This window comes from Fictibacillus barbaricus (genome assembly GCF_014635025.1).
Classification (GTDB): Bacteria; Bacillota; Bacilli; order Bacillales; family Fictibacillaceae; genus Fictibacillus; species Fictibacillus barbaricus.
Window position 1 is genome coordinate 550,340 of the sequence record NZ_BMCE01000001.1, and the last position, 18,771, is coordinate 569,110.

An 18,771-nucleotide genomic window follows, 5' to 3' on the forward strand; every position below is an offset into this window, starting at 1 on the left:
TTAGAAGGATTTTGTCGATATAAAAAAGAAAAGGTTAGCAAATATAGTAAAAGGAGGAAGAAATGGAAAATAAAAAGTTGGTAAAACGCTTTATCATGACTTCAACTTTTGCTGGGGCATTTCTGGCCGCACCCGTAATCGGTGAGGCAGCCCTTGGGGATCAAACGTTAAAACAAGGAATTACCCATCAAGATGTTAAGGAACTGCAATCGATTCTTAAGACTAAAGGATATTTTAACTACCATGAAACGACTACATATTTCGGGCCGGTAACGAAAAAAGCCGTCATGGACTTTCAGCGAGCGAATGGACTTGTGGTAGATGGGATTGTTGGTAAGAACACGTATAGCAAGCTTTTGGAGAAATCAGTACAAGACGAAAGGCCGGCTGCTGTAGAAGAAGTTGTAAAATCAGCTTCATCCACAAAAGTATTAAAACTGAATACGACAGGGAAGGAAGTAAAGAAGCTGCAGGAAGACTTAAAATTCCTCGGATTCTTCACCTTCTATAAAACGACTGACTTTTATGGAACGATCACAACGGAAGCAGTAAGGAAATTTCAAATGAGTCAAAAGCTAAAAGCAACGGGGGTTGCAGACGCGGTTACGCTTCAGCGCATTCAGCAGCAAGTAAATGCAAAAAAGAAGCCAGCACCTGCTAAACCGGTTTCTAAACCAGCACCAAAACCTACTCCGAAACCGACACCTGCTCCAAAACCAACATTACCACCAAAAGAAACAGCATTACTGAAGTTCGGCAGCAAGGGTGCTGAAGTCATTAAGCTGCAGACGCGACTTAAAGATCTTGGTTTCTTTACATATCCTATGATTACGGATTATTATGGCACCGTAACGGAGGAGAGTGTTGAAAAGTTTCAGAAAGCATATGGCCTTCCTGTTACAGGAATCGTGACTAACACGGTATTAACAAAACTGACAGAAGCCGAAAAAGCCCAAAATCAAAAACCGCCTACATCATCAGAGGTGACGATAAATGTCGTAGCCAACGCAGCTGAGTTGATGGGTGTCCCTTATGTATGGGGTGGTACGACAACCAAAGGCTTTGACTGCAGCGGATTTATTCAATACATCTTTGCACAGGAAGGAATTCAGCTCCCTCGGACGGTCGCTCAAATGTGGAACTCTACCACATCTGTCCCGACGCCAGCTGTAGGAGATCTCGTATTCTTTGAAACGTACCAAAAAGGTCCTTCACATCTAGGTGTTTATATTGGCAACAACCAGTTTGTCCACAGCGGTTCTTCAACAGGGGTCACCATAAGCAATCTAACGTATGACTACTGGAAACAGCGATACCTAGGGACAAAACGAGTTATTAAATAGAGACAAACAAGGGCATTTCCTATCGAAAAGGAGGTGCCTTTTTCATGCAATTCTCCTATTCTATTACAAATATTTCAAATGTTTTGTCGGATATGTAATAACAATGTAATAAATTGTCACTATTTTTCGTGGTACCATAGGCATGGGGATATAGGGGCAAGGAATAGGTAGAATTGAACAATACATACATTATTTATCGAACAATAGAATCATAATCTACTAGACTACTTGGCCCAATTGATGAAATTACATCAAAGTAATCAATTGGAGGGTACATACATTGAAAAAGAAAGTGATGTCTTTAATTATAGCAGCAGGAGTTTTAGTTCCATCTGGAGATCTGGTACACGCATCTTTAGGAGATGACATTATCAACACAGGGGATAACTACCTTGGAAAGCCTTATCGTTATGGTTCGGCAGTTGGCAATACGAGTTCATTCGATTGTACTTCGTTTACAACTTATGTGTTTTCAAGACACGGCATTACGCTGCCAAGAACAAGCATTGGACAAGCCTCAGTTGGAACACCTGTATCAAAAGCGAATCTTCAAAAGGGAGATCTTGTTTTTTACGATACGAATTTTGACGGTGTGATTAACCACGCTGGCATTTACGCAGGAAATGGTAAGATGCTTAATGCACAATCAACTGGAGGGGTAAAATTCACGGATGCGTTCTCTCCATACTATTGGGGTGCTCGTTATGTAACAGCGAGACGAGTCATTAAAGAAGCGCCAAAGACGGCCGTAGTTTCTTCATCATCTGCAACGTCAGCAAAAGGCCAAACACATAAAGTGCAAAAAGGTGAAACGCTTTACGGGATTAGCAAAAAATACAAAACAACCGTTGCTAATCTTCAAAAGTTAAATGGTCTTAAATCAACATCATTACGTGTTGGACAAGCACTAAAAGTAAGTGCAACTGCGCCTGTATTAAAGCCAGCACCAAAGAAAGCGGCACCAGCCAAAACGGCAGCTGTAAAAACTTACACAGTAAAACGCGGCGATTCACTTTGGTCGATCAGCAAACGCTACAAAGTATCAGTGGATCATCTTATGAAGGTAAACAAACTTAAGTCTTCATCTATCTATGCAGGACAAAAAATTAAACTATAAATCTATAACGATTGAAACTTTAAGATGTTCAAAATCTTAAAGTTTTTTTAATGGAAAAATTATGTACCCATGAACCATCAAGCCGATATATAATTAATCAACAGAATAGAGATGATGGGGGATTAAGATGAAAAAAATCATGATCTTTGCATTGAGTGTGGTGGCACTTTTGTTCACGGAAGACCCAGCACAAGCCTCAAAGAAAACTAATATACAGACGGAAGAATTTAAAAAGCTGCTCAAAAAAGAAGAGCACATATCTAACGAACTTCTACTTACATTTAAAGAAGTTCCATCCCATGATGAACTTGCAAAGTTAAAAAAAGAATTTCAAATCACGAAAGTAGAGAACCTTGGACTTCCGAAACTGTACAACGTAACGTTTGAAACTGGTACAAGTCTCGTTACAAAGGCAGGTGAGCTTTTGCAGCGGACAAACATTGTAAAAGCAGAACCGAACTTTGAGTTCAAAACCACTTATACATCAAGTGAACCATTTTTCCAAAACCAATGGTATTTAACGGTGCTGAACGCCGAACAGGCTTGGGATCAGACAAGAGGAGAGAACCACGTTGTTGTAGCTGTTTTGGATGGAGGCGTTCAAGTCAGCCACCCCGACTTAAAAGGTAAGATGGTAAAGCCTTATGATGCCGTAACTAAAAAAACAACCTTTCCGGCAGATAATCATGCTACACATGTAGCAGGTGTTATCGCTGCTTCTTTTAACAAGATTGGTATTGCAGGCATCGCACCAAGTGTTAAGATCATGCCGGTCAATGTATTCACAGGTGATACAGCAAATACCGCAGATGTTATACGAGGAATTGTTTATGCTGCCGATTCAGGGGCAGATGTGATCAACTTCAGCATGGGAGGCTATGGAGATAATTATCCTTTAAAAAGCGCAGTGAACTATGCCCGATCTAAAGGTGTGATCATCATTGCAGCATCTGGTAACGATGACACAGATGAAAGAAGTTTCCCAGCTTCATATCCGGGTGTTCTAAGTATTAGTGCTACAGACAAAGAAGACGAGGTCACCTGGTTCACGAATTTTGGAGAGTATATAGATTTTGCAGCACCTGGAGAAGACATCTTCTCAACTGCGGCAAACAGTGGGTATATGTATATGGATGGAACTTCGATGGCAACTCCCGTTGTTTCAGGAACGGCAGCATTGATGCTTTCGAAAAATCCGCTGTTAACCGAAAATGAGCTGAGAGATCTTTTGATCAAGTCATCGGTTGACCTTGGCGATCCTGGCTGGGATATTTATTATGGCTATGGAAGGATTGATATGAATAAAGCAGTTTCCTTAACGCCACGAGCCATTGATAAACTGTCGGTGCCAGCAAACTTCTATATGAAAGGCAACAACACGCTTCCGATCTCGTTCGTTCCTTATAGCAAAGCCCTCGTATCCGCTTATATCGTAGATGCGAAGGGGAATATGGTGAAAAGCTTCGTCTCAAACAAACAAGGGACAGGAACCGCCATGTCGTTTAACTGGAACGGCATGGATTCAAAAGGACATTATGTGTCTTCTGGTGATTATCGACTAGTGGTGAAGACGGCAGCAGGCATAAAATCCTTTGCAAAAGTTTCTTCTATAAAAGTAGCCGACCAAATTCCGTTTACGTTAACACCGGCTTCAACGTCTGTTGCTTTTTCACCGAAACTTAAAGCCTTACCGGTCAAGTTTCAGTTAAGCAAACAAGCAAAGATTACGGCAGGTGTATATAACAGCAAAGGTCAATTGCTCCACACGTTCTTTACGAACCGCGTCTGGGCACCGGGAGACAACTACTTCTACTGGTCAGGAAAAAAAGCAGACAACACACCTTTTGGTGATGGAACGTATGTAATTCGATTTAAAGCCATTGATTTCTATAACAATGTCTTGCAGAAAAACGTGAATGTTAAAATTGATACAAAAGCTCCGGTTGTTTCCGTTCAAGCACCTGCTGTGTACAACGGAACGGGGTTCGCGACTTCAACATTCAGCAATAACGAATACGGAACGGTTACAGCAAAAGTTGTGGATACAACAGGTCAGACGGTGAAACAGCTAACTCACAACAAGCCTTATAATGCCGGGCCACATGCGATCAATTGGGACGGAACGAATCAGCAGAACACTCCTGCCGGAACGGGACAATACCAGGTCGTTCTTGATTTTTCCGACCTAGCTGGTAACCGGGTAACGGCTAAAAGTAACACAATACAACTGGAAAGAACTGAATAACGGAGAGGAAAACGGGACTGTTTACCCAAACAGTCTCTTTTTTATGTCTAATTTTCAATTTTGAAATATAACTGTAATATAAAATGCCTAATTCTGAAACATTCTTTCGATAAAATACAAGAAGAATGTAAAAACGTGTAAAAATATAGGAAATTGAGGGGAATCATACATAATGAAGAAATCTTTTGTTACAAAAGCCTTAGGTACAATTGCATTAGCTGCCGTAGTATTTGTCTCAAATCCTTTATCTGCAGATGCTGCTTTAGGAGATCGTCAATTAAAACAAGGCATGACACATAAAGAAGTTAAAGAATTGCAAGTGGCTCTTAAGAAAACTGGCCACTTTACATATAAGAATGGTTACACAACCTATTATGGTACATATACGAAAAGTGCGGTAACAAACTTTCAGAAGCAATACCGTTTAAAAGCTACAGGTGTAGCAGATAAAAACACGATTAAAATCATAAAACAGAAAGCAGCAGCCAAAACAGCAGCTGTTAAGAAGGTTCCAGCGAAAAAAGCACCTGCGAAAACATTTAACGTAAACGCAGCAAAGAAATTAGTAGGGATTCGTTATACATATGGAGGGACAAGCCCACAAACAGGATTCGACTGCAGCGGTTTTGTATCGTATGTAATGAAGCAACAGGGAGTGAGCCTGCCTCGCAGATCACAAGATATGTACAACGTTGGTCAAAAGGTAACATCTTTAAAGCCGGGAGATCTTGTGTTTTATAACACGAGCGGCAAAGGAGTTTCCCACGTTGCCATCTATATCGGGAACGGGCAGATGATCCACAGTGCATCAAAGAATGTAAAAGTAGACAGCATGAGCTCTTCTTATTGGAAACAACGCTATATTGGCGCAAAACGCGTATTATAAAAAGTTCACCCCGCTGCCATATCGGTGCAGCGGGGTGTTTGTTTTCTATCATAACTTTTATTAAGATAAAGAAATAGCATGTGAATTGTGCTACAATAGTTGAGCATATCCTGAAAAATGTAGCATGTTTGAAATGTATAGTAATAAGGCTACATTATATAATGATTATATATAAGAAGACTCGGAGGATGTTATGATTAGTATCATCATTCCAACACTAGGACAAAGAGAGCACGAACTCTTCCGACTGTTAGATAGTTTAAATAAACAAACCAATACTGACTTTGAGATTATTATGGTTTCTCAAAGTAACCATGAACTTGTAAAAGGGATTTTAGACAAGTTCTCTTTTACATACAAACACTTGAAACTCGATCAAAAAGGCTTATCCATGGCTAGAAATAAAGCATTACCGTATATTAGAGGCGAGTACGTTACGTTCTCTGATGATGATTGCTGGTATCCTGAGGATGGTCTGGAAAAAGTAATGGATGCTTTTCAAGAAAATCAAGATCTCGATGTTATGTGTTTTAAAATACACGATCCAATCCTTAAACAGGATTATAAAAAATATCCTGCCTTACCTAAAAAAGAGATCAGTCGAATTGATTTTTTAAGAAAGTCTTCTATTGAAATTTTTGCGAAAACGGAATGCTTTGCTAATAAGGATATAACATTTGATGAACGTTTCGGCCTTGGAAGCCATTATAAATCTGGTGAAGAAAACATCATCCTGCGCGATCTGAAGACAGCAGGTTTTAAAATAGCTTATGAACCAACTGTAGTGGTCTATCATAAGAAAAGAGAAAGAGAAATTGTAAATAATTTGGATATAACAAAGAAAGGTCCATTGTTTATCCGGATATATGGCAAGCCAGTTGGTATTTTTCTTTTTCATCTTTTTTATATGAAAAAGTGGAGAACGATACAGGATCCCGTTTCATCTTATAAGAAATCAATGAACGAAATAAAAGAATATACCAAGAGTAGTAAATAAGAACCTATTACAAAAGTCCTTCTTTGAATAAAAGAAGGCTTTTTTTTGTCTATTAAACTCAAAAATTTATAACTTTTTTTATATTTTTTGAAAATACTACTAAAACAATAGGAAGTTTTTCCGATAAAGTAATTAGCTCGAGTGAAAAATTTGTCGTAAAACACATCCAAAGTTTTATAAGTAAGGAAATTTTTATCAAAAATTTTCAAAAAAATGCTAGTAATTTATCAAAATTTGTTATATCATATGAAATGTATTCCAAATCTTCCAATTACTACTGTTATTTCCAAATAGTTTCATAACTTTAGTAATATGGTCGTGGGTCTACATAACTTATGGGTTTGAAATTAGATAGTACTTACTTTTCGGTGTTTTTATATAAAAACTACGATGCTACATATCTAGTACTGTTTAATTTTTTAAAAAAATATTTACTATATGGAAGGGGTCATTTTTAACATGGCTAACAAAAGAGTATTCAAGTTTGCGACGGCTTCAGCTGTTGCAGCAAGCGCATTAGTAGCAGCTGTACCAGCAAGTGCTGCTTCAGTTACTTACGAACAAGCATCTGCTCAAGTAGAAAAAGCTCGTGCAGCAGCTAACGGACTTCATGCAGAGTATACAAGAAACGCAGACTACAAAACTGTAGTTGACAGCAAAGAAGCTCGTGATGAGCTTGCTCGTGCAAAAGCGAAAATCGCTGCACTTAAATCTGCTAAAGAAAAAGCATACTTGAACACACGTATCCAAGGTACGATCGATACTGTAGAACGTGCTAACAAGTACAACAACGCAGTACGCGTAGCTGTAACTTATCTTCCAGAAGCTAAAGCTGCTCTAGAAGCTGCTCTAGTAAACGTAGATACTAACGTTGCTGCTGCTGAAACTGCAAAAGAAAAGTATGATGCTTACGTGAAACAAGCTGAAATCAACTTCGGTAAAGTTTACGGAGCTGCAATCCAAGCTAAATTCAAATCTGATTATCTTACAGAAGCAGTTTACAACCTACAAAAAGACGCAGCTGCTAAAATTGCTGATGCTAAATTAGGTCCTGCAGTTAAATCTGTAAGTGCGATTAACGCTACTAAAATCGAAGTTAAGTTCACTTCTGCAGTAGATAAATCTTCAGTTTTAACAGCTGCTGGTGCAATTCAAGGTACTGCAATATTTACACTTGCTGAACTTGATGGTCAAGCTAATGCTTCTGTAACAGGTGCTTCTTTAAGTGCTGATGGTAAAACATTAACTCTAACTACAGATGTTCCTGTGTCTAAGCGTTATGATGTTGTTGTTGACGGTTTAAAAACTACAACTGGAAAAGATGTAGCTAAATATAACCAAGTTGTTAATTTCGTTGCTGATGCTACAGCTCCTACAATTCTTGGAACTGAAAGAATCTCTGCATCACAAGTAAAAGTTAAATTCTCTGAGCCGATGAAAGCTTTCGCTCCAACATTCCAATATGCTGACGGTTCAACTGTAACAGGTGTAACTGGAAGTGTAGCAGCTGGAGCTGACGAAGTAATCTTCTCAATGGATTCTAACGTTACAGTTAATAAAGGTCTAATCGCTACATTTATTGGTGCACAAGACCAAGCTGGTAATCTTTTAACTCCAAACCCAGCAACAGTATCTTTTGTTAAAGGTTCTGCTGATGGAGTTGCTCCAACAGTATCTTCTATCACACAAACTGGAGCAAAAACTTTTGCTGTGAAATTCTCTGAAGAATTATTAGCTAAGCCAGTTGTTGAAATTGGTGGAGTAGCTGTAGTTGCAACTGATGTTGTTCAAGATTCTACAGACAAAACAACATACAATGTTACAGCACCAGCAGTTCTTGATGGAGCTACTACTGTAGCTGTTAAAACATTCTCTGACTTAAGTGGTCAATCTGGAACTGACATGAGCAAGGTAGTTACTTTTGTTAAAGAAACTGCTGCTCCTAAAGTTCTTTCTGGAACTGTAGTTGTAGATGATACTAATAAAAAAGAATACCTTGAAATCACATTGGATAAGGATGTAGTTCTTTCTACTCCAACAGTTGATGCTACAAGTGGTTCTTTTGTAAAAGATTATGTAACTACATCTTTAGCTGATACTGATATTACTGCTAAAACAGTTGCTTATAAATCTGCTACAAACAAAAAAGTTCTTCGTGTTGAATTAGCATCTTTCTTAACTGGTCATGATGTTAAAGGTGCAACTTATAAATTGAATCTTGCTTTTGCTGGTGTAGCTAGTGCATCTGGAGTAGCTGCTGATACTGCACAAGTAACATTCACTCGTGGTGAAGATGGATTACCTGCAAGCACTGCTGTTGCAAGTGTAACTCAAGTATTACCAGGTGTTGATAACAATAAAGTAGAAGTTACATTTGACATGGCTGTTGATGGTGCATCTGCTATTAATCCAGCAAACTACAAAATTGATGGAGCTATCGTTGAATCAGTAACACTTAAACCTGCTTCTGGAACACCAACTACACAAGTTGCTGTCTTAAACTTGAAAGCTGGTTCAAATGGATTCACTGGGACTCGTAACATCAATATCTCAGGAGTAAAAGCATTAGGTTCATCAAAAGTAATGAACCCATTCTTTACTAACTCAGTAATTCTTAAGGAAAACATTGCTCCAACTGTTACTTCTGCTAAGTTAACTGCAACAAATGAGTTAACATTAACTTTCTCAGAAGCTGTAACTGATACTACTGGAGTAGATTTTGAAGTGTTAATCGGTGGATTATCACAAGGTACAGTTGAAACTGTTGATGCTGGAGTAGGTGCTGTTGGTAAAACTTCAGTAAAAGTTACAATTGCTACAATTGACGCTACTGAATTATCTAAAGGTATTTCACTAAAAGGCTTGTCAACACTTGATATTGCTGATGCTGCTGGAAACGCTCTTTCATTACCAGCTAACATTTCAGTATCTCAATAATTGGTCATTCCTTTCAGAAAAGCTCTGCGGAGAATATATTTTGCAGATCGTTTCTTTCAAGTAAACAATTGGGAAGAAGGAATATGTGCTATTTTAAGGATTACTCATGTATCTTAATTTAGCACCCCTTTCCATAGGAGAAGAACCACATGATGATTTCAATATCGTCTGGTGGTTCTTTTTTTGTTGTAGTTTAATAGATTATTAGAAAAATAGAAAATATTGGGTATTTTTGTTCATAAAATTAGGTGTTATATTTTAATTGGAATTATATTGAATATAAGGGTGGTATAGTATGAAAAAGCCTTTTAAATTATTCTCACTGATAGCATTTGGTGTATCCTCGTTAATCTATCCTATTAATTCATCTGATGCTGCTACAAAACCTAAGCCAATGACTGTTCATTTTATTAACGTTGATCAAGGTGACGCAACCTACATAAAAACTCCTAATGGAGATGATATCCTGATTGACGCTGGTAATAAGGGTAAGGGCGATGAGGTGGTGGCATACCTCAAAAAGCAAAAAGTAGATGATATTGAATTGATGATATCGTCTCATCCAGATGCTGATCACGTAGGTGGATTAGATGAGGTGCTTGCTGCTTTTAAGGTAGAAGCGGTTTACGCACCAAAGGTTAGCCACACAACCCAAGCTTACAAAGACTTCTTATCAGCTGTTAAAAGAGAGAAATTAACGATAAAAACGGCTAAAGCTGATGTCCAAGTAGCACTAAAGGATAAATCAATTAAAGCAAAGTTCATCGCACCAGTTAAAGAGTATGCGAAAACCGATTTAAACAACTGGAGCGCAGTGCTTCATATCAACTACAACAAGAATAACTTCTTATTTACCGGTGATGCTGAAGCTCAATCAGAAAAAGATATGATCGCTAAAAAATTCATATCTAAAGTAGATGTTCTAAAAGTGGGGCATCATGGTTCAAAAGATTCTTCAACACAAGCATTTCTCAATCTTGCTAAGCCAACGTATTCGATCATTAGTGTGGGAGCAAAGAATTCCTACAAACATCCTACAACAGAAACACTAAGTAGACTTACAAAGATAAAATCAAAGATTTACCGTACAGATCAAAAAGGGACTATCAAAGTAGTAAGTGATGGCCAGAAAATCACGATTACAACTGAAAAGAAGTAATTACCATGATTAAGGGAATCATTGATCGTTTTGAGGATGACTATGTAGTTGTTGAAATTGAAGGCACTACAAAAGACTTTTTAAAGGTTAACTTCCCAAAGGAAGCAAAGCCTGGTGATGTTGTCTATTTTGAAGGAGCCAAGATCAGGATAGATAAGCATGAAACGAAAAAGCTTGAAGATGAGATCCAAAAACTTATGGATGAAGTATGGGAGGATTAATATTTATCTTAATATTTGTTCCAAGAATCTTATTCCAAGCAACGGGTTTTAATATGATTAATTGACGAGCTGCCATTCCTGGCAGCTTTTATTTTTTATTCAACAAACGGGCCAGATTGTGGAGTAACACTCAATAAGAAAATTGGATATTTATTTTAAACTTTACATAGAAGATTGAGAAGTTTGTATTTAAACTAACGGTGCCGGTTATTTGAAGATAATGCCTCTTTACGGTGTTATAATTTTAATAAGAAATTATCAAATAAAAGGGGAATATGAAAGACAATGAACACAACTTGTAAATTAGGAAATATAGAAATCCTTCTACCAGATGCATCAACCTCATATTTCTTTATTGATGAAGATTTAGCAGAATTATTTAATTTGGAAACAAATAATGAGGCAATAAAAATTCTACGCAAAAAAGCTAGAGAAAAGATTGAACCTAATTCATACAAGCGTATTGGCTATGATTACGATTCGAGTGCAGTTATTATACGTACTTCAAATGCTGAATTGATATTGGAGATAGCGATAATCATAAACGAACTTTCTAATGTAAACGTATCTGAAGACGAAATAAGTATTGTTAAAAATCAATTATTCTCACATAAAAGACCCAAGAAACAAAAATGGAAAGTGGGAGATATTTTCCAAATACCTTTAGAGAATGGTACATACGCTTTTGGACAGGTAGTGTGGAAAAGTTCTACTCACCCTGTTTGCGGTTTATTTGATATCAATAAAACCGAGGTTTCAACTTTAGAAAAAATTATAAATAATCCCTTTATTTCAATATTAGCATTAACCCCAAATTTATTAGATAATCACCGTTGGAAGGTACTAGGTAATATGAATGTAAGGATTCAAATGGAGGACGTTCCTGGAGAATTTAACGGTACCTATTGTATTGGTGCCAAGAGCTTCACAAGTGGTATCCTTGAAGATTTAGCAAACGCCTTTTACGGAGTTACACCGTGGAACGCATTTGCTGACGAGGATTTTTTTGACGAAATTTTGTTACCAACTGTGAAACGTCCTTCGACTGCTAAGGTTTTATCATCATCCGAAAGAAATCTTTATCGCAAACAGAAAAAATGGGATTGAAAATGTTTACTCTAAGTAGATTGTGAAGAAATGTACTTAAACAAACGGGTGCATTTCTTCGGAACTATTTTAGGTATGTTACTTAAAACCATTGTAAAGTTAAATTAAATGGTTAGGAGAAAATTTTATGATTTGGAAATTAAATGATACTTCTATCGATTTAGCCTATACTTTTGATAATTTGAAAAAATTATTAAATGATATCTTAAATCAGGAAAATACCTTTTCACATTACGAGTTTTCTAAATGGTGTGATAATCTGACAATGGTTTTTGATGAAGACGATAGTACTGATGATGAAAATGATAAGGATTTAGATCAGTGGCTTAAAGATTTAGAAGAGTGGAATGAGAATGATTTAGCAGTCAAAATTGCAGGTGACATAGAACGGGAATGGGACTTAAACTTATTTGAAAACTACTCGGAGCAGCAATTGAAAACACTGGATATATCGCAAGTTGTTTTTCCAGAGAAATGGATACAAGATTGGGTTAAGGAAATAAACAGTTTGTAGCGCGGTGAGATCTCTTGTTCAACAAACGGGTGCTTTTCTTGAAGAAGGAGAAGTGCTCTTTTTATTGAACCTTATTAAACAAACGGGCAGGATTGTGGAATAAGAAAAAGTGTTACTTAGGTACAAACCTTTAGGTTCTTCAAGAAGGAGAGGTGCTCTTTTTTATTGAAGTAATATGTAGTTTGTACATTGAAAATATAGAGGCTGATGTAAATGGTAAAATATAAATATACTGCAGAAAATTGTTTTGAAAGTATCATCCCGCAGTCAGCTTATATAGAAAATACTAAAGTTGAAAATAACATTTTATCCTTAACATTCGAGAGTTTGGAAATTGGAAAGGAACATCCACTAAATCCATTTGATACTGAATGTGAAACGAAAGAAGTTGTATTAGTATTTTATGACTTCGAGGTTTTAGAATCTGGTTATTATGATTGTTCCCATGTCCAAAAGCAATTTAAAGACTTTGATAAAGATTGTACTTATAATCTGATTCCCTTATTAGAGTTATTAAATGATTTTACGATTGTTACCGAAGATATAAAAGAAAAGAATGATACTTTTTTTGAACAGACATTCGAGGGTTTTCCATGGAGTCATGGAGAAGACACTTGGGGCTATTTCAAGCTTCGTTATAAACGTATGGAAATGTTGTGGAATTCTTTTCATAATGAGTAGATTAAAACAAAGTTTCTTCAACATCGGGTGCATTTCTTCAGGAAGGAGAAATGCTCTTTTTTGTTGAACTTATGAGCAGGATTTTGGAATAAGGAATTAGTGCTTACTAAATAGAACTTATCCGTTAAATAAATGTGAAATAACGGAATGGTGGTATTAGAATTGTAAAGGGGAGTGCACAAATGAAAAATATTTATGATCATTTGCATTCAGAGGAAATTTTAAACCGTATTGACAAATTAAGCGCAAATTCAAAACCCCAATGGGGTAAAATGGATGTTGCCCAAATGTTAGCGCATTGCTCATCTTTTCAAGCCATTGCAATGGGACATTCTTTTCCAGCGAGAGGCTGGTTAGGGATATTAATAGGAAACTTTGTGAAACCAATTTTTTATAACGACAAGCCATTACCCAAAAATATGTCCACTATTCCTACCATTTTGATTGTAGATAATAAAGAATTTGAAACAGAAAAGGAAAAACTGAAACAAAAAATTGTAACTTTCCAAAATGATGGTCCAGAGAAATGTACGACTAATCCACATCCTTTTTTCGGTAAACTTACTTCAGAGCAATGGGGAAAAGGACTTTACAAGCACCTTGATCATCATTTAAAACAGTTTGGAGTTTAGAATTTAAAAACGGAAGTTAACCTTTTGGTGTCTTTTTGTTTTCAACTAACAGGTGCATTTCTTCAAGAAGGAATGCGCTCTTTTTTATTGAATTAATGACAGGATTAAATGAAGCGAATCGAGTAGCCATTAATCCTGGGAGGAGAAACAATGTACCCACGAGCTAATACTTTAGGGATAATACTCAAGAATGATTATATTCTTCTGGAAGAACAAAAAGGAAAACATTCAAAAGGTTATGGTCTTTTTTACCGTCCAATTGGCGGTACAATCGAATACGGAGAAAGATCAAATGAAACATTATTGAGAGAATATATGGAGGAATTAGGTGTAGAAATTATAATTAAACGTTATCTTACATGTATTGAAAATATTTATAAGATCGATGAAAAGGTAGGACACGAAATAACACAACTATATTTAGCAGATTTTAAGGATGAAAAATTATACCAAAGAGAGATTTTTACCGTTAGAGAAGCACAGAGGATCACTTATGCAAAGTGGATTCAAAAAAAAGATGTTATTAAAGGAAAAAAGGTACTATACCCAGATGGATTAAGCGAACTTTTAAAAAAGGAACTGTAATTCCTTCTTCAACAAACGGGTGCATTACTTAAAAAAGTAAATTGTCTATTTTCAAATTAAAAAGCTAATAGTTAATCGAAAGGGTTTGGTGTCTAACCAATGTTATTCAAAAGTTACATGCATAAAAAATTCCCCAACTTAGAACTTAGGCAGCCTTTGTACTACAGTTGGAAGAATGCCATTAGGTTTAAGTTAGGAATTCAAGAGTTACGAGATTATGAAGCCGATAGTCTATATCTTACAGAAGTTTATAAACGCGCAATAACCCTTTTTGATTCTGTACACCAAAGTAATGATGAGATTTTCGTGGTAGCTAATATAAGTGATTATGGATATGGTATTACATCTAGGCATAAATTAAATGTATTTCTTAAGTATATCAAGCAAAAAGATGTTCTAAATAAATTAAATCACACAATAATTCCTTATGTTTATCCCGAAGATGATGATGAGGGAGATTGTAAAACACATAGATTTATACTTAAATGTAAAGTCTCTGATATAAAATACCTTTCAATGATAAAAGCGATATGTAATCAAGATATGGGAGTTAAGCCAAGTATTCATCATGAAATATTCTTTATAAACATAAAAAAAGAAACGATTTTCTTGATTTATGATGATAGAGGTTGTGACATTTTAGCTAGTTCACGAGAATCACTATACCACATTTACAAAGAATACAATGACTGGATCTTAGATTATGATCGAAAGGAAATTGATAGCATTTTCAGTTGATACACTTTTCAACAAACGGGTGCATTTCTTCAAGAGGAGAAGTGCTCTTTTTATTGAATTTAAAGGCATAAATGGTATTGCTAACCTGATTTAAAAGCAGTGCTTTGGGGGGATAAAGTATTAATAATTGGATTGAACTTAAAAAATTAGAAGAAAAAGTAATGTGGAAAAAGGTTTATAAAGAATTTAAATTCAAACCTAGCATTACTAAATTTCCATCATTTAAAGTACCAAGCCCATTCATTACATACGATATTTCAGTTTATAGTAATTGGTCAGGAGATATTAAAGAATTTGATGATATTTATAACAACCTTGAAGAGAAATCACTGCTTGTATTTAAAGAATTAACGAATAATGATGAATATTTTTATGCTTTAGATTGGCAACACCCTTCTTACTGGGTAAATCCCTTTTTAGAGTTTCCAAGAGACGAAGAATTTGATGAATGGACTATCCCTATTTTTCCTGATGGGGATTATTACTTCTTTATACAAAAGGAATTCAACTGGGGATTGTTAGGTCATCCCTGGGAACAGACCATAACTATCTTTGGTGAGGAACTTATCCAGTCGTTTAAAAAACATAATCCTAGAATGTTTAATACTATTTTACGAATAGGTTAGTCTTAACATCTGAGTTAGCTAGTCACGGGTAGCATTCCTATAATGTGTTATTCCACAAACGGGTGCATTTCTTCAAGAAGGAGAAGTGCTCTTTTTATGGAATTTAAGTGGAGATAGTAGACGATTTATCTTAAGAGAGGAATAGAAACTATGGATTACATAAAATATTTGAGATCAATGGTAGGTAACGAGAAAGTACTTATGGTAGTTGCAGGTGCATTTGTTTTTGATAAAGAAAATCGGGTGCTTATACAAAACCGTTCTGATAATGGGCAATGGGGCTTTCCTGGAGGGTTTATGGAATTAGGGGAAAGTATTCAGGATACAGCCAGGAGAGAAGTATTCGAAGAGACAGGACTCCTATTAGATAAGCTTGAGTTATTTGGAATATATTCTGGACCAGAGTATGATAAAACATTTTCAAATGGAGACCAAGTGTCATTGGTTCATATCTCCTTCATTTGTAGGCAATATAAAGGGGAGTTAGTCGAGAGTAACGAAGAATCCATTCTAAATAAGTTTTTTGGCCTTGACGAGTTACCTGAAAATATTTTTACAGAACACAAAATGCTTGTTGATGATTTATTATCTAAAAAACAAGTGCCGATTATTAGATGATAATTTAAGTTCTTCAACAATCGGGTGCATTTCTTAATTTAAGGAAGATAATATTTTTGCTACATATTTGAGGTGTGTTATGAAAAAGTATGAAAAAATGTTAATTGCAATTAATGAAGCTGATTTTAATTGTTATTCAAACAAAGGAGATTTGCTTTATATTGCAAATAACAAAGATACAAAAAAAGGTCTTTTCAGATTACCTAATTATATACATTTTTTTGTATCAATAAATGAGCAGCGAATGCCTTCTGAGATCGGAGTAGTAAAGAATATAAATGGTCAAATCACAGCAAAAGAACTAGCCGAACTCGACTTTAAAAGCAGAAAAAAAGACTTAAAGCTACTAACTGATGAAATTATAAAAGAATATGAATGGTTTTTAGAAAAAGTTAATGCCCAACCTGAACATACTCCAATAGCAGTCACCTGGTTAGAAAAGTTATTTCCTAAAAAAGAGAAAGAACTAAAGGTACGGTACATAAAAAGTTTTTTACGGGACTTTCAAAAGAAGAAAAAAAGGAATTGTTTGAAACCTAAAACAAATTATTCAACAAACGGGTGCATTTCTTCAATAAGGAGAAGTGCAATTTTTCTTTAATTAAAGGTTCACTTTGGATAATTTAAGATATTTTCCTCTAAATAGAATGATTAATTAATTTTATTAGGTTTCTAATATTTTTACTGATATATGCAAAGTTAACAGTACACTAATAAAGTAATAAGGATTACTTCAGTAAAATAAGTAGACGTACTAAAAGTGGGACATCATGGCTCAAAAGATTCTTCTACTCAAGCGTTTCTGAACCTTGCTAAACCAACCTATTCCATCATTAGCGTGGGAGCAAAGAATTCCTATAAACACCCTACAACAGAGACATTAAATAGGCTTACAAAGATCAAGTCTAAGATTTATCGTACAGATCAAAAGGGGACTATTAAGGTAGTAAGTGACGGCCAGAAAATCACGATAACAACTGAAAAGAAGTGATTACCATGATTAAAGGAATCATTGACCGTTTTGAAGGTGAATATGTAGTGGTCGAGATAGATGGGAAAACAAAAGACTTTTTAAAGGTTTACTTCCCAAAGGAAGCGAAGCCAGGTGATGTTGTCTATATCAAGGGAACAAACATAAGAATTGAAAAGCACGAGACAAAGAAGCTCGAAGATGAGATCCAGAAACTTATGGATGAAGTTTGGGAGGATTAGAAAGGGCTGCAGGGAATGAAAAAAATAAATATGGTCTATTGGGCTTTAATTATTATTGCTGTTATTTTAATGATTATCCTTTTTCTTCCAAGAGGCTTATTCCAAAACAACGGGTTTTAATAAAGTTAAATTCCTCTAGCTGCCATTCCCAGGCAGCTTTTTCTTATTCCACAAACGGGCCAGATTGTTGAATAAAGAAGTTGATGGGATATGATCTAACGGTGCAGATTAGTTCAATAAGAAAAAATTGGATTGTAAAGTTTTTCATAAAAGATTATGTTAAATGTTAGTAGCATTATGGAAAATTTTAAGGGAGTATTACTAATGAAAAAAATATTACTTCGGTGGATTATAGTTCTGTCCGCATTATATTGCATATGTGATATATTATTTGATTTTGATGAAACTCGAATTATAAGAGGTATTACCAGTCTGATTAGGGCAATCTTTTTTTTGTGTCTGTTTATTTACTTGGATGATAAGGAGATAAACACTAAAAGGGTGGTAAGATTTTTATTTTCAGCTTTGATTTTTCTAATATTAGGTAGTTTAATCTTTAATATTCTACCTCATAAATATATTTTATGGTTTTTAGTTATTTGCCCTACACTTTATTTTGTAATTTTTGAAATTATTTTTAAATCCCCCAAAAATTCTACTCAAATGTGATTTTAATGATTAAAAATTTTCAAAAGAAAAATTAATAAATAACAAGTAATGGTTTATATACTTATGTTACTAACGGGTGCTATCGTTGCACAAGACGATCTGTCATTCCACAGGTTAGTTGAACAAGGAACTTATTTCTTGAAAGTATAAAATATAAAAAAAAATCAACAAGAGTGGGTACGATATAAAAATGGAAAAGCTTAAAGAAACTTTATTCGCTACGGGAACTTATACTTTTCTTTTTTTGTTCTTTTATAGCTTTATTAATAGTAATTGGACTAATAAACAGTTAGTTAGTTTGCAAGATTATATTGGTGTTTTTGGATTGATTTTAGTCATTGGGTTTATTGAAAGGTCTCAATCCGTTTTATCTAAAAGATATTATTATTTGATTAGAGTTTTGGCGTTAGTGATAAGCATACTGTTGCAGGTGTTTCTAATATAAAAAAAGGATCCACTTTTTAAACAATCGGGTGCGTTGAAC

20 protein-coding genes are annotated in these 18,771 nt (G+C 35.4%); all 20 read left to right on the plus strand.

Translation table 11 applies throughout. The features are described from left to right. Positions 1-62 precede the first annotated feature (62 nt). The 20 genes from IEV52_RS02610 to IEV52_RS22250 all read left to right on the plus strand — a co-directional run bounded on the left by IEV52_RS02610 (position 63) and on the right by IEV52_RS22250 (position 18,732). The gene (locus IEV52_RS02610) at positions 63-1,343 is read left to right on the plus strand and encodes a C40 family peptidase (protein ID WP_188400969.1); all 1,281 of its coding nucleotides are present in this window, start codon (positions 63-65) and stop codon (positions 1,341-1,343) included. A 280-nt stretch (positions 1,344-1,623) separates the two neighbouring features. After that, a complete protein-coding gene (locus IEV52_RS02615) occupies positions 1,624-2,460 on the plus strand; it encodes a C40 family peptidase (protein ID WP_188400970.1) in 837 nt (278 codons plus the stop codon). Positions 2,461-2,587: 127 nt separating this feature from the next. Beyond that, positions 2,588-4,705 (plus strand): S8 family serine peptidase, encoded by a 2,118-nt coding sequence (locus IEV52_RS02620; protein ID WP_188400971.1) that lies wholly within the window; start codon positions 2,588-2,590, stop codon positions 4,703-4,705. 172 nt (positions 4,706-4,877) lie between these two features. Continuing rightward, on the plus strand, positions 4,878-5,591 hold the full coding sequence (locus tag IEV52_RS02625) for a C40 family peptidase (RefSeq protein ID WP_188400972.1): 714 nt from the start codon (positions 4,878-4,880) through the stop codon (positions 5,589-5,591). Between the two features lie 193 nt (positions 5,592-5,784). Next, positions 5,785-6,588 carry a glycosyltransferase family 2 protein gene (locus IEV52_RS02630; protein ID WP_188400973.1) on the plus strand — a complete coding sequence of 268 codons (804 nt, stop codon included), beginning with the start codon at positions 5,785-5,787 and terminating at the stop codon, positions 6,586-6,588. Positions 6,589-7,047: 459 nt separating this feature from the next. After that, a complete protein-coding gene (locus tag IEV52_RS02635) occupies positions 7,048-9,525 on the plus strand; it encodes a hypothetical protein (RefSeq protein ID WP_188400974.1) in 2,478 nt (825 codons plus the stop codon). Between the two features lie 295 nt (positions 9,526-9,820). Continuing rightward, positions 9,821-10,684, plus strand: coding sequence for a ComEC/Rec2 family competence protein (locus IEV52_RS02640; protein WP_188400975.1), 864 nt, complete (start codon positions 9,821-9,823; stop codon positions 10,682-10,684). Between the two features lie 5 nt (positions 10,685-10,689). Then, positions 10,690-10,905 (plus strand): DUF3006 domain-containing protein, encoded by a 216-nt coding sequence (locus IEV52_RS02645; protein WP_188400976.1) that lies wholly within the window; start codon positions 10,690-10,692, stop codon positions 10,903-10,905. Positions 10,906-11,190: 285 nt separating this feature from the next. Continuing rightward, the gene (locus IEV52_RS02650) at positions 11,191-12,012 is read left to right on the plus strand and encodes an Imm26 family immunity protein (RefSeq protein WP_188400977.1); all 822 of its coding nucleotides are present in this window, start codon (positions 11,191-11,193) and stop codon (positions 12,010-12,012) included. A 127-nt stretch (positions 12,013-12,139) separates the two neighbouring features. Next, on the plus strand, positions 12,140-12,526 hold the full coding sequence (locus tag IEV52_RS02655) for a hypothetical protein (RefSeq protein WP_188400978.1): 387 nt from the start codon (positions 12,140-12,142) through the stop codon (positions 12,524-12,526). Positions 12,527-12,739: 213 nt separating this feature from the next. Beyond that, complete coding sequence (locus IEV52_RS02660; RefSeq protein ID WP_188400979.1) at positions 12,740-13,207, plus strand: hypothetical protein; 468 nt, start codon at positions 12,740-12,742, stop codon at positions 13,205-13,207. 182 nt (positions 13,208-13,389) lie between these two features. After that, entirely contained in the window at positions 13,390-13,839 is a 450-nt protein-coding gene (locus tag IEV52_RS02665; RefSeq protein ID WP_188400980.1) for a DUF1569 domain-containing protein, read from the plus strand. A gap of 150 nt (positions 13,840-13,989) precedes the next feature. Beyond that, a complete protein-coding gene (locus IEV52_RS02670) occupies positions 13,990-14,424 on the plus strand; it encodes an NUDIX hydrolase (protein ID WP_188400981.1) in 435 nt (144 codons plus the stop codon). A 99-nt stretch (positions 14,425-14,523) separates the two neighbouring features. Then, positions 14,524-15,162 carry a DUF3885 domain-containing protein gene (locus IEV52_RS02675; RefSeq protein ID WP_240460859.1) on the plus strand — a complete coding sequence of 213 codons (639 nt, stop codon included), beginning with the start codon at positions 14,524-14,526 and terminating at the stop codon, positions 15,160-15,162. A gap of 119 nt (positions 15,163-15,281) precedes the next feature. Then, entirely contained in the window at positions 15,282-15,788 is a 507-nt protein-coding gene (locus tag IEV52_RS02680) for a DUF2716 domain-containing protein (protein ID WP_188402220.1), read from the plus strand. 150 nt (positions 15,789-15,938) lie between these two features. Then, a complete protein-coding gene (locus IEV52_RS02685) occupies positions 15,939-16,406 on the plus strand; it encodes an NUDIX hydrolase (RefSeq protein WP_188400983.1) in 468 nt (155 codons plus the stop codon). A 79-nt stretch (positions 16,407-16,485) separates the two neighbouring features. Beyond that, positions 16,486-17,007: a hypothetical protein gene (locus IEV52_RS02690; protein WP_188400984.1), complete on the plus strand. Its 522-nt coding sequence runs from the start codon at positions 16,486-16,488 to the stop codon at positions 17,005-17,007. Between the two features lie 159 nt (positions 17,008-17,166). Beyond that, positions 17,167-17,397, plus strand: a complete 231-nt coding sequence (locus IEV52_RS02695) for a ComEC/Rec2 family competence protein (RefSeq protein WP_188400985.1) — start codon at positions 17,167-17,169, stop codon at positions 17,395-17,397. Between the two features lie 5 nt (positions 17,398-17,402). Continuing rightward, positions 17,403-17,618 (plus strand): DUF3006 domain-containing protein, encoded by a 216-nt coding sequence (locus tag IEV52_RS02700; protein ID WP_188400986.1) that lies wholly within the window; start codon positions 17,403-17,405, stop codon positions 17,616-17,618. An 859-nt stretch (positions 17,619-18,477) separates the two neighbouring features. Continuing rightward, positions 18,478-18,732: a hypothetical protein gene (locus tag IEV52_RS22250; RefSeq protein ID WP_229754167.1), complete on the plus strand. Its 255-nt coding sequence runs from the start codon at positions 18,478-18,480 to the stop codon at positions 18,730-18,732. Positions 18,733-18,771: the final 39 nt, after the last annotated feature.

Excerpts from the sequence above, each read along its gene's own strand:
- IEV52_RS02610 (WP_188400969.1), top strand. The coding sequence starts at position 63 with ATGGAAAATAAAAAGTTGGTAAAACGCTTTATCATGACTTCAACTTTT.
- IEV52_RS02620 (WP_188400971.1), top strand. The coding sequence starts at position 2,588 with ATGAAAAAAATCATGATCTTTGCATTGAGTGTGGTGGCACTTTTGTTC.
- IEV52_RS02625 (WP_188400972.1), top strand. The coding sequence starts at position 4,878 with ATGAAGAAATCTTTTGTTACAAAAGCCTTAGGTACAATTGCATTAGCT.
- IEV52_RS02630 (WP_188400973.1), top strand. The coding sequence starts at position 5,785 with ATGATTAGTATCATCATTCCAACACTAGGACAAAGAGAGCACGAACTC.
- IEV52_RS02635 (WP_188400974.1), top strand. The coding sequence starts at position 7,048 with ATGGCTAACAAAAGAGTATTCAAGTTTGCGACGGCTTCAGCTGTTGCA.
- IEV52_RS02640 (WP_188400975.1), top strand. The coding sequence starts at position 9,821 with ATGAAAAAGCCTTTTAAATTATTCTCACTGATAGCATTTGGTGTATCC.
- IEV52_RS02645 (WP_188400976.1), top strand. The coding sequence starts at position 10,690 with ATGATTAAGGGAATCATTGATCGTTTTGAGGATGACTATGTAGTTGTT.
- IEV52_RS02650 (WP_188400977.1), top strand. The coding sequence starts at position 11,191 with ATGAACACAACTTGTAAATTAGGAAATATAGAAATCCTTCTACCAGAT.
- IEV52_RS02655 (WP_188400978.1), top strand. The coding sequence starts at position 12,140 with ATGATTTGGAAATTAAATGATACTTCTATCGATTTAGCCTATACTTTT.
- IEV52_RS02660 (WP_188400979.1), top strand. The coding sequence starts at position 12,740 with ATGGTAAAATATAAATATACTGCAGAAAATTGTTTTGAAAGTATCATC.
- IEV52_RS02665 (WP_188400980.1), top strand. The coding sequence starts at position 13,390 with ATGAAAAATATTTATGATCATTTGCATTCAGAGGAAATTTTAAACCGT.
- IEV52_RS02670 (WP_188400981.1), top strand. The coding sequence starts at position 13,990 with ATGTACCCACGAGCTAATACTTTAGGGATAATACTCAAGAATGATTAT.
- IEV52_RS02675 (WP_240460859.1), top strand. The coding sequence starts at position 14,524 with ATGTTATTCAAAAGTTACATGCATAAAAAATTCCCCAACTTAGAACTT.
- IEV52_RS02685 (WP_188400983.1), top strand. The coding sequence starts at position 15,939 with ATGGATTACATAAAATATTTGAGATCAATGGTAGGTAACGAGAAAGTA.
- IEV52_RS02690 (WP_188400984.1), top strand. The coding sequence starts at position 16,486 with ATGAAAAAGTATGAAAAAATGTTAATTGCAATTAATGAAGCTGATTTT.
- IEV52_RS02700 (WP_188400986.1), top strand. The coding sequence starts at position 17,403 with ATGATTAAAGGAATCATTGACCGTTTTGAAGGTGAATATGTAGTGGTC.
- IEV52_RS22250 (WP_229754167.1), top strand. The coding sequence starts at position 18,478 with ATGGAAAAGCTTAAAGAAACTTTATTCGCTACGGGAACTTATACTTTT.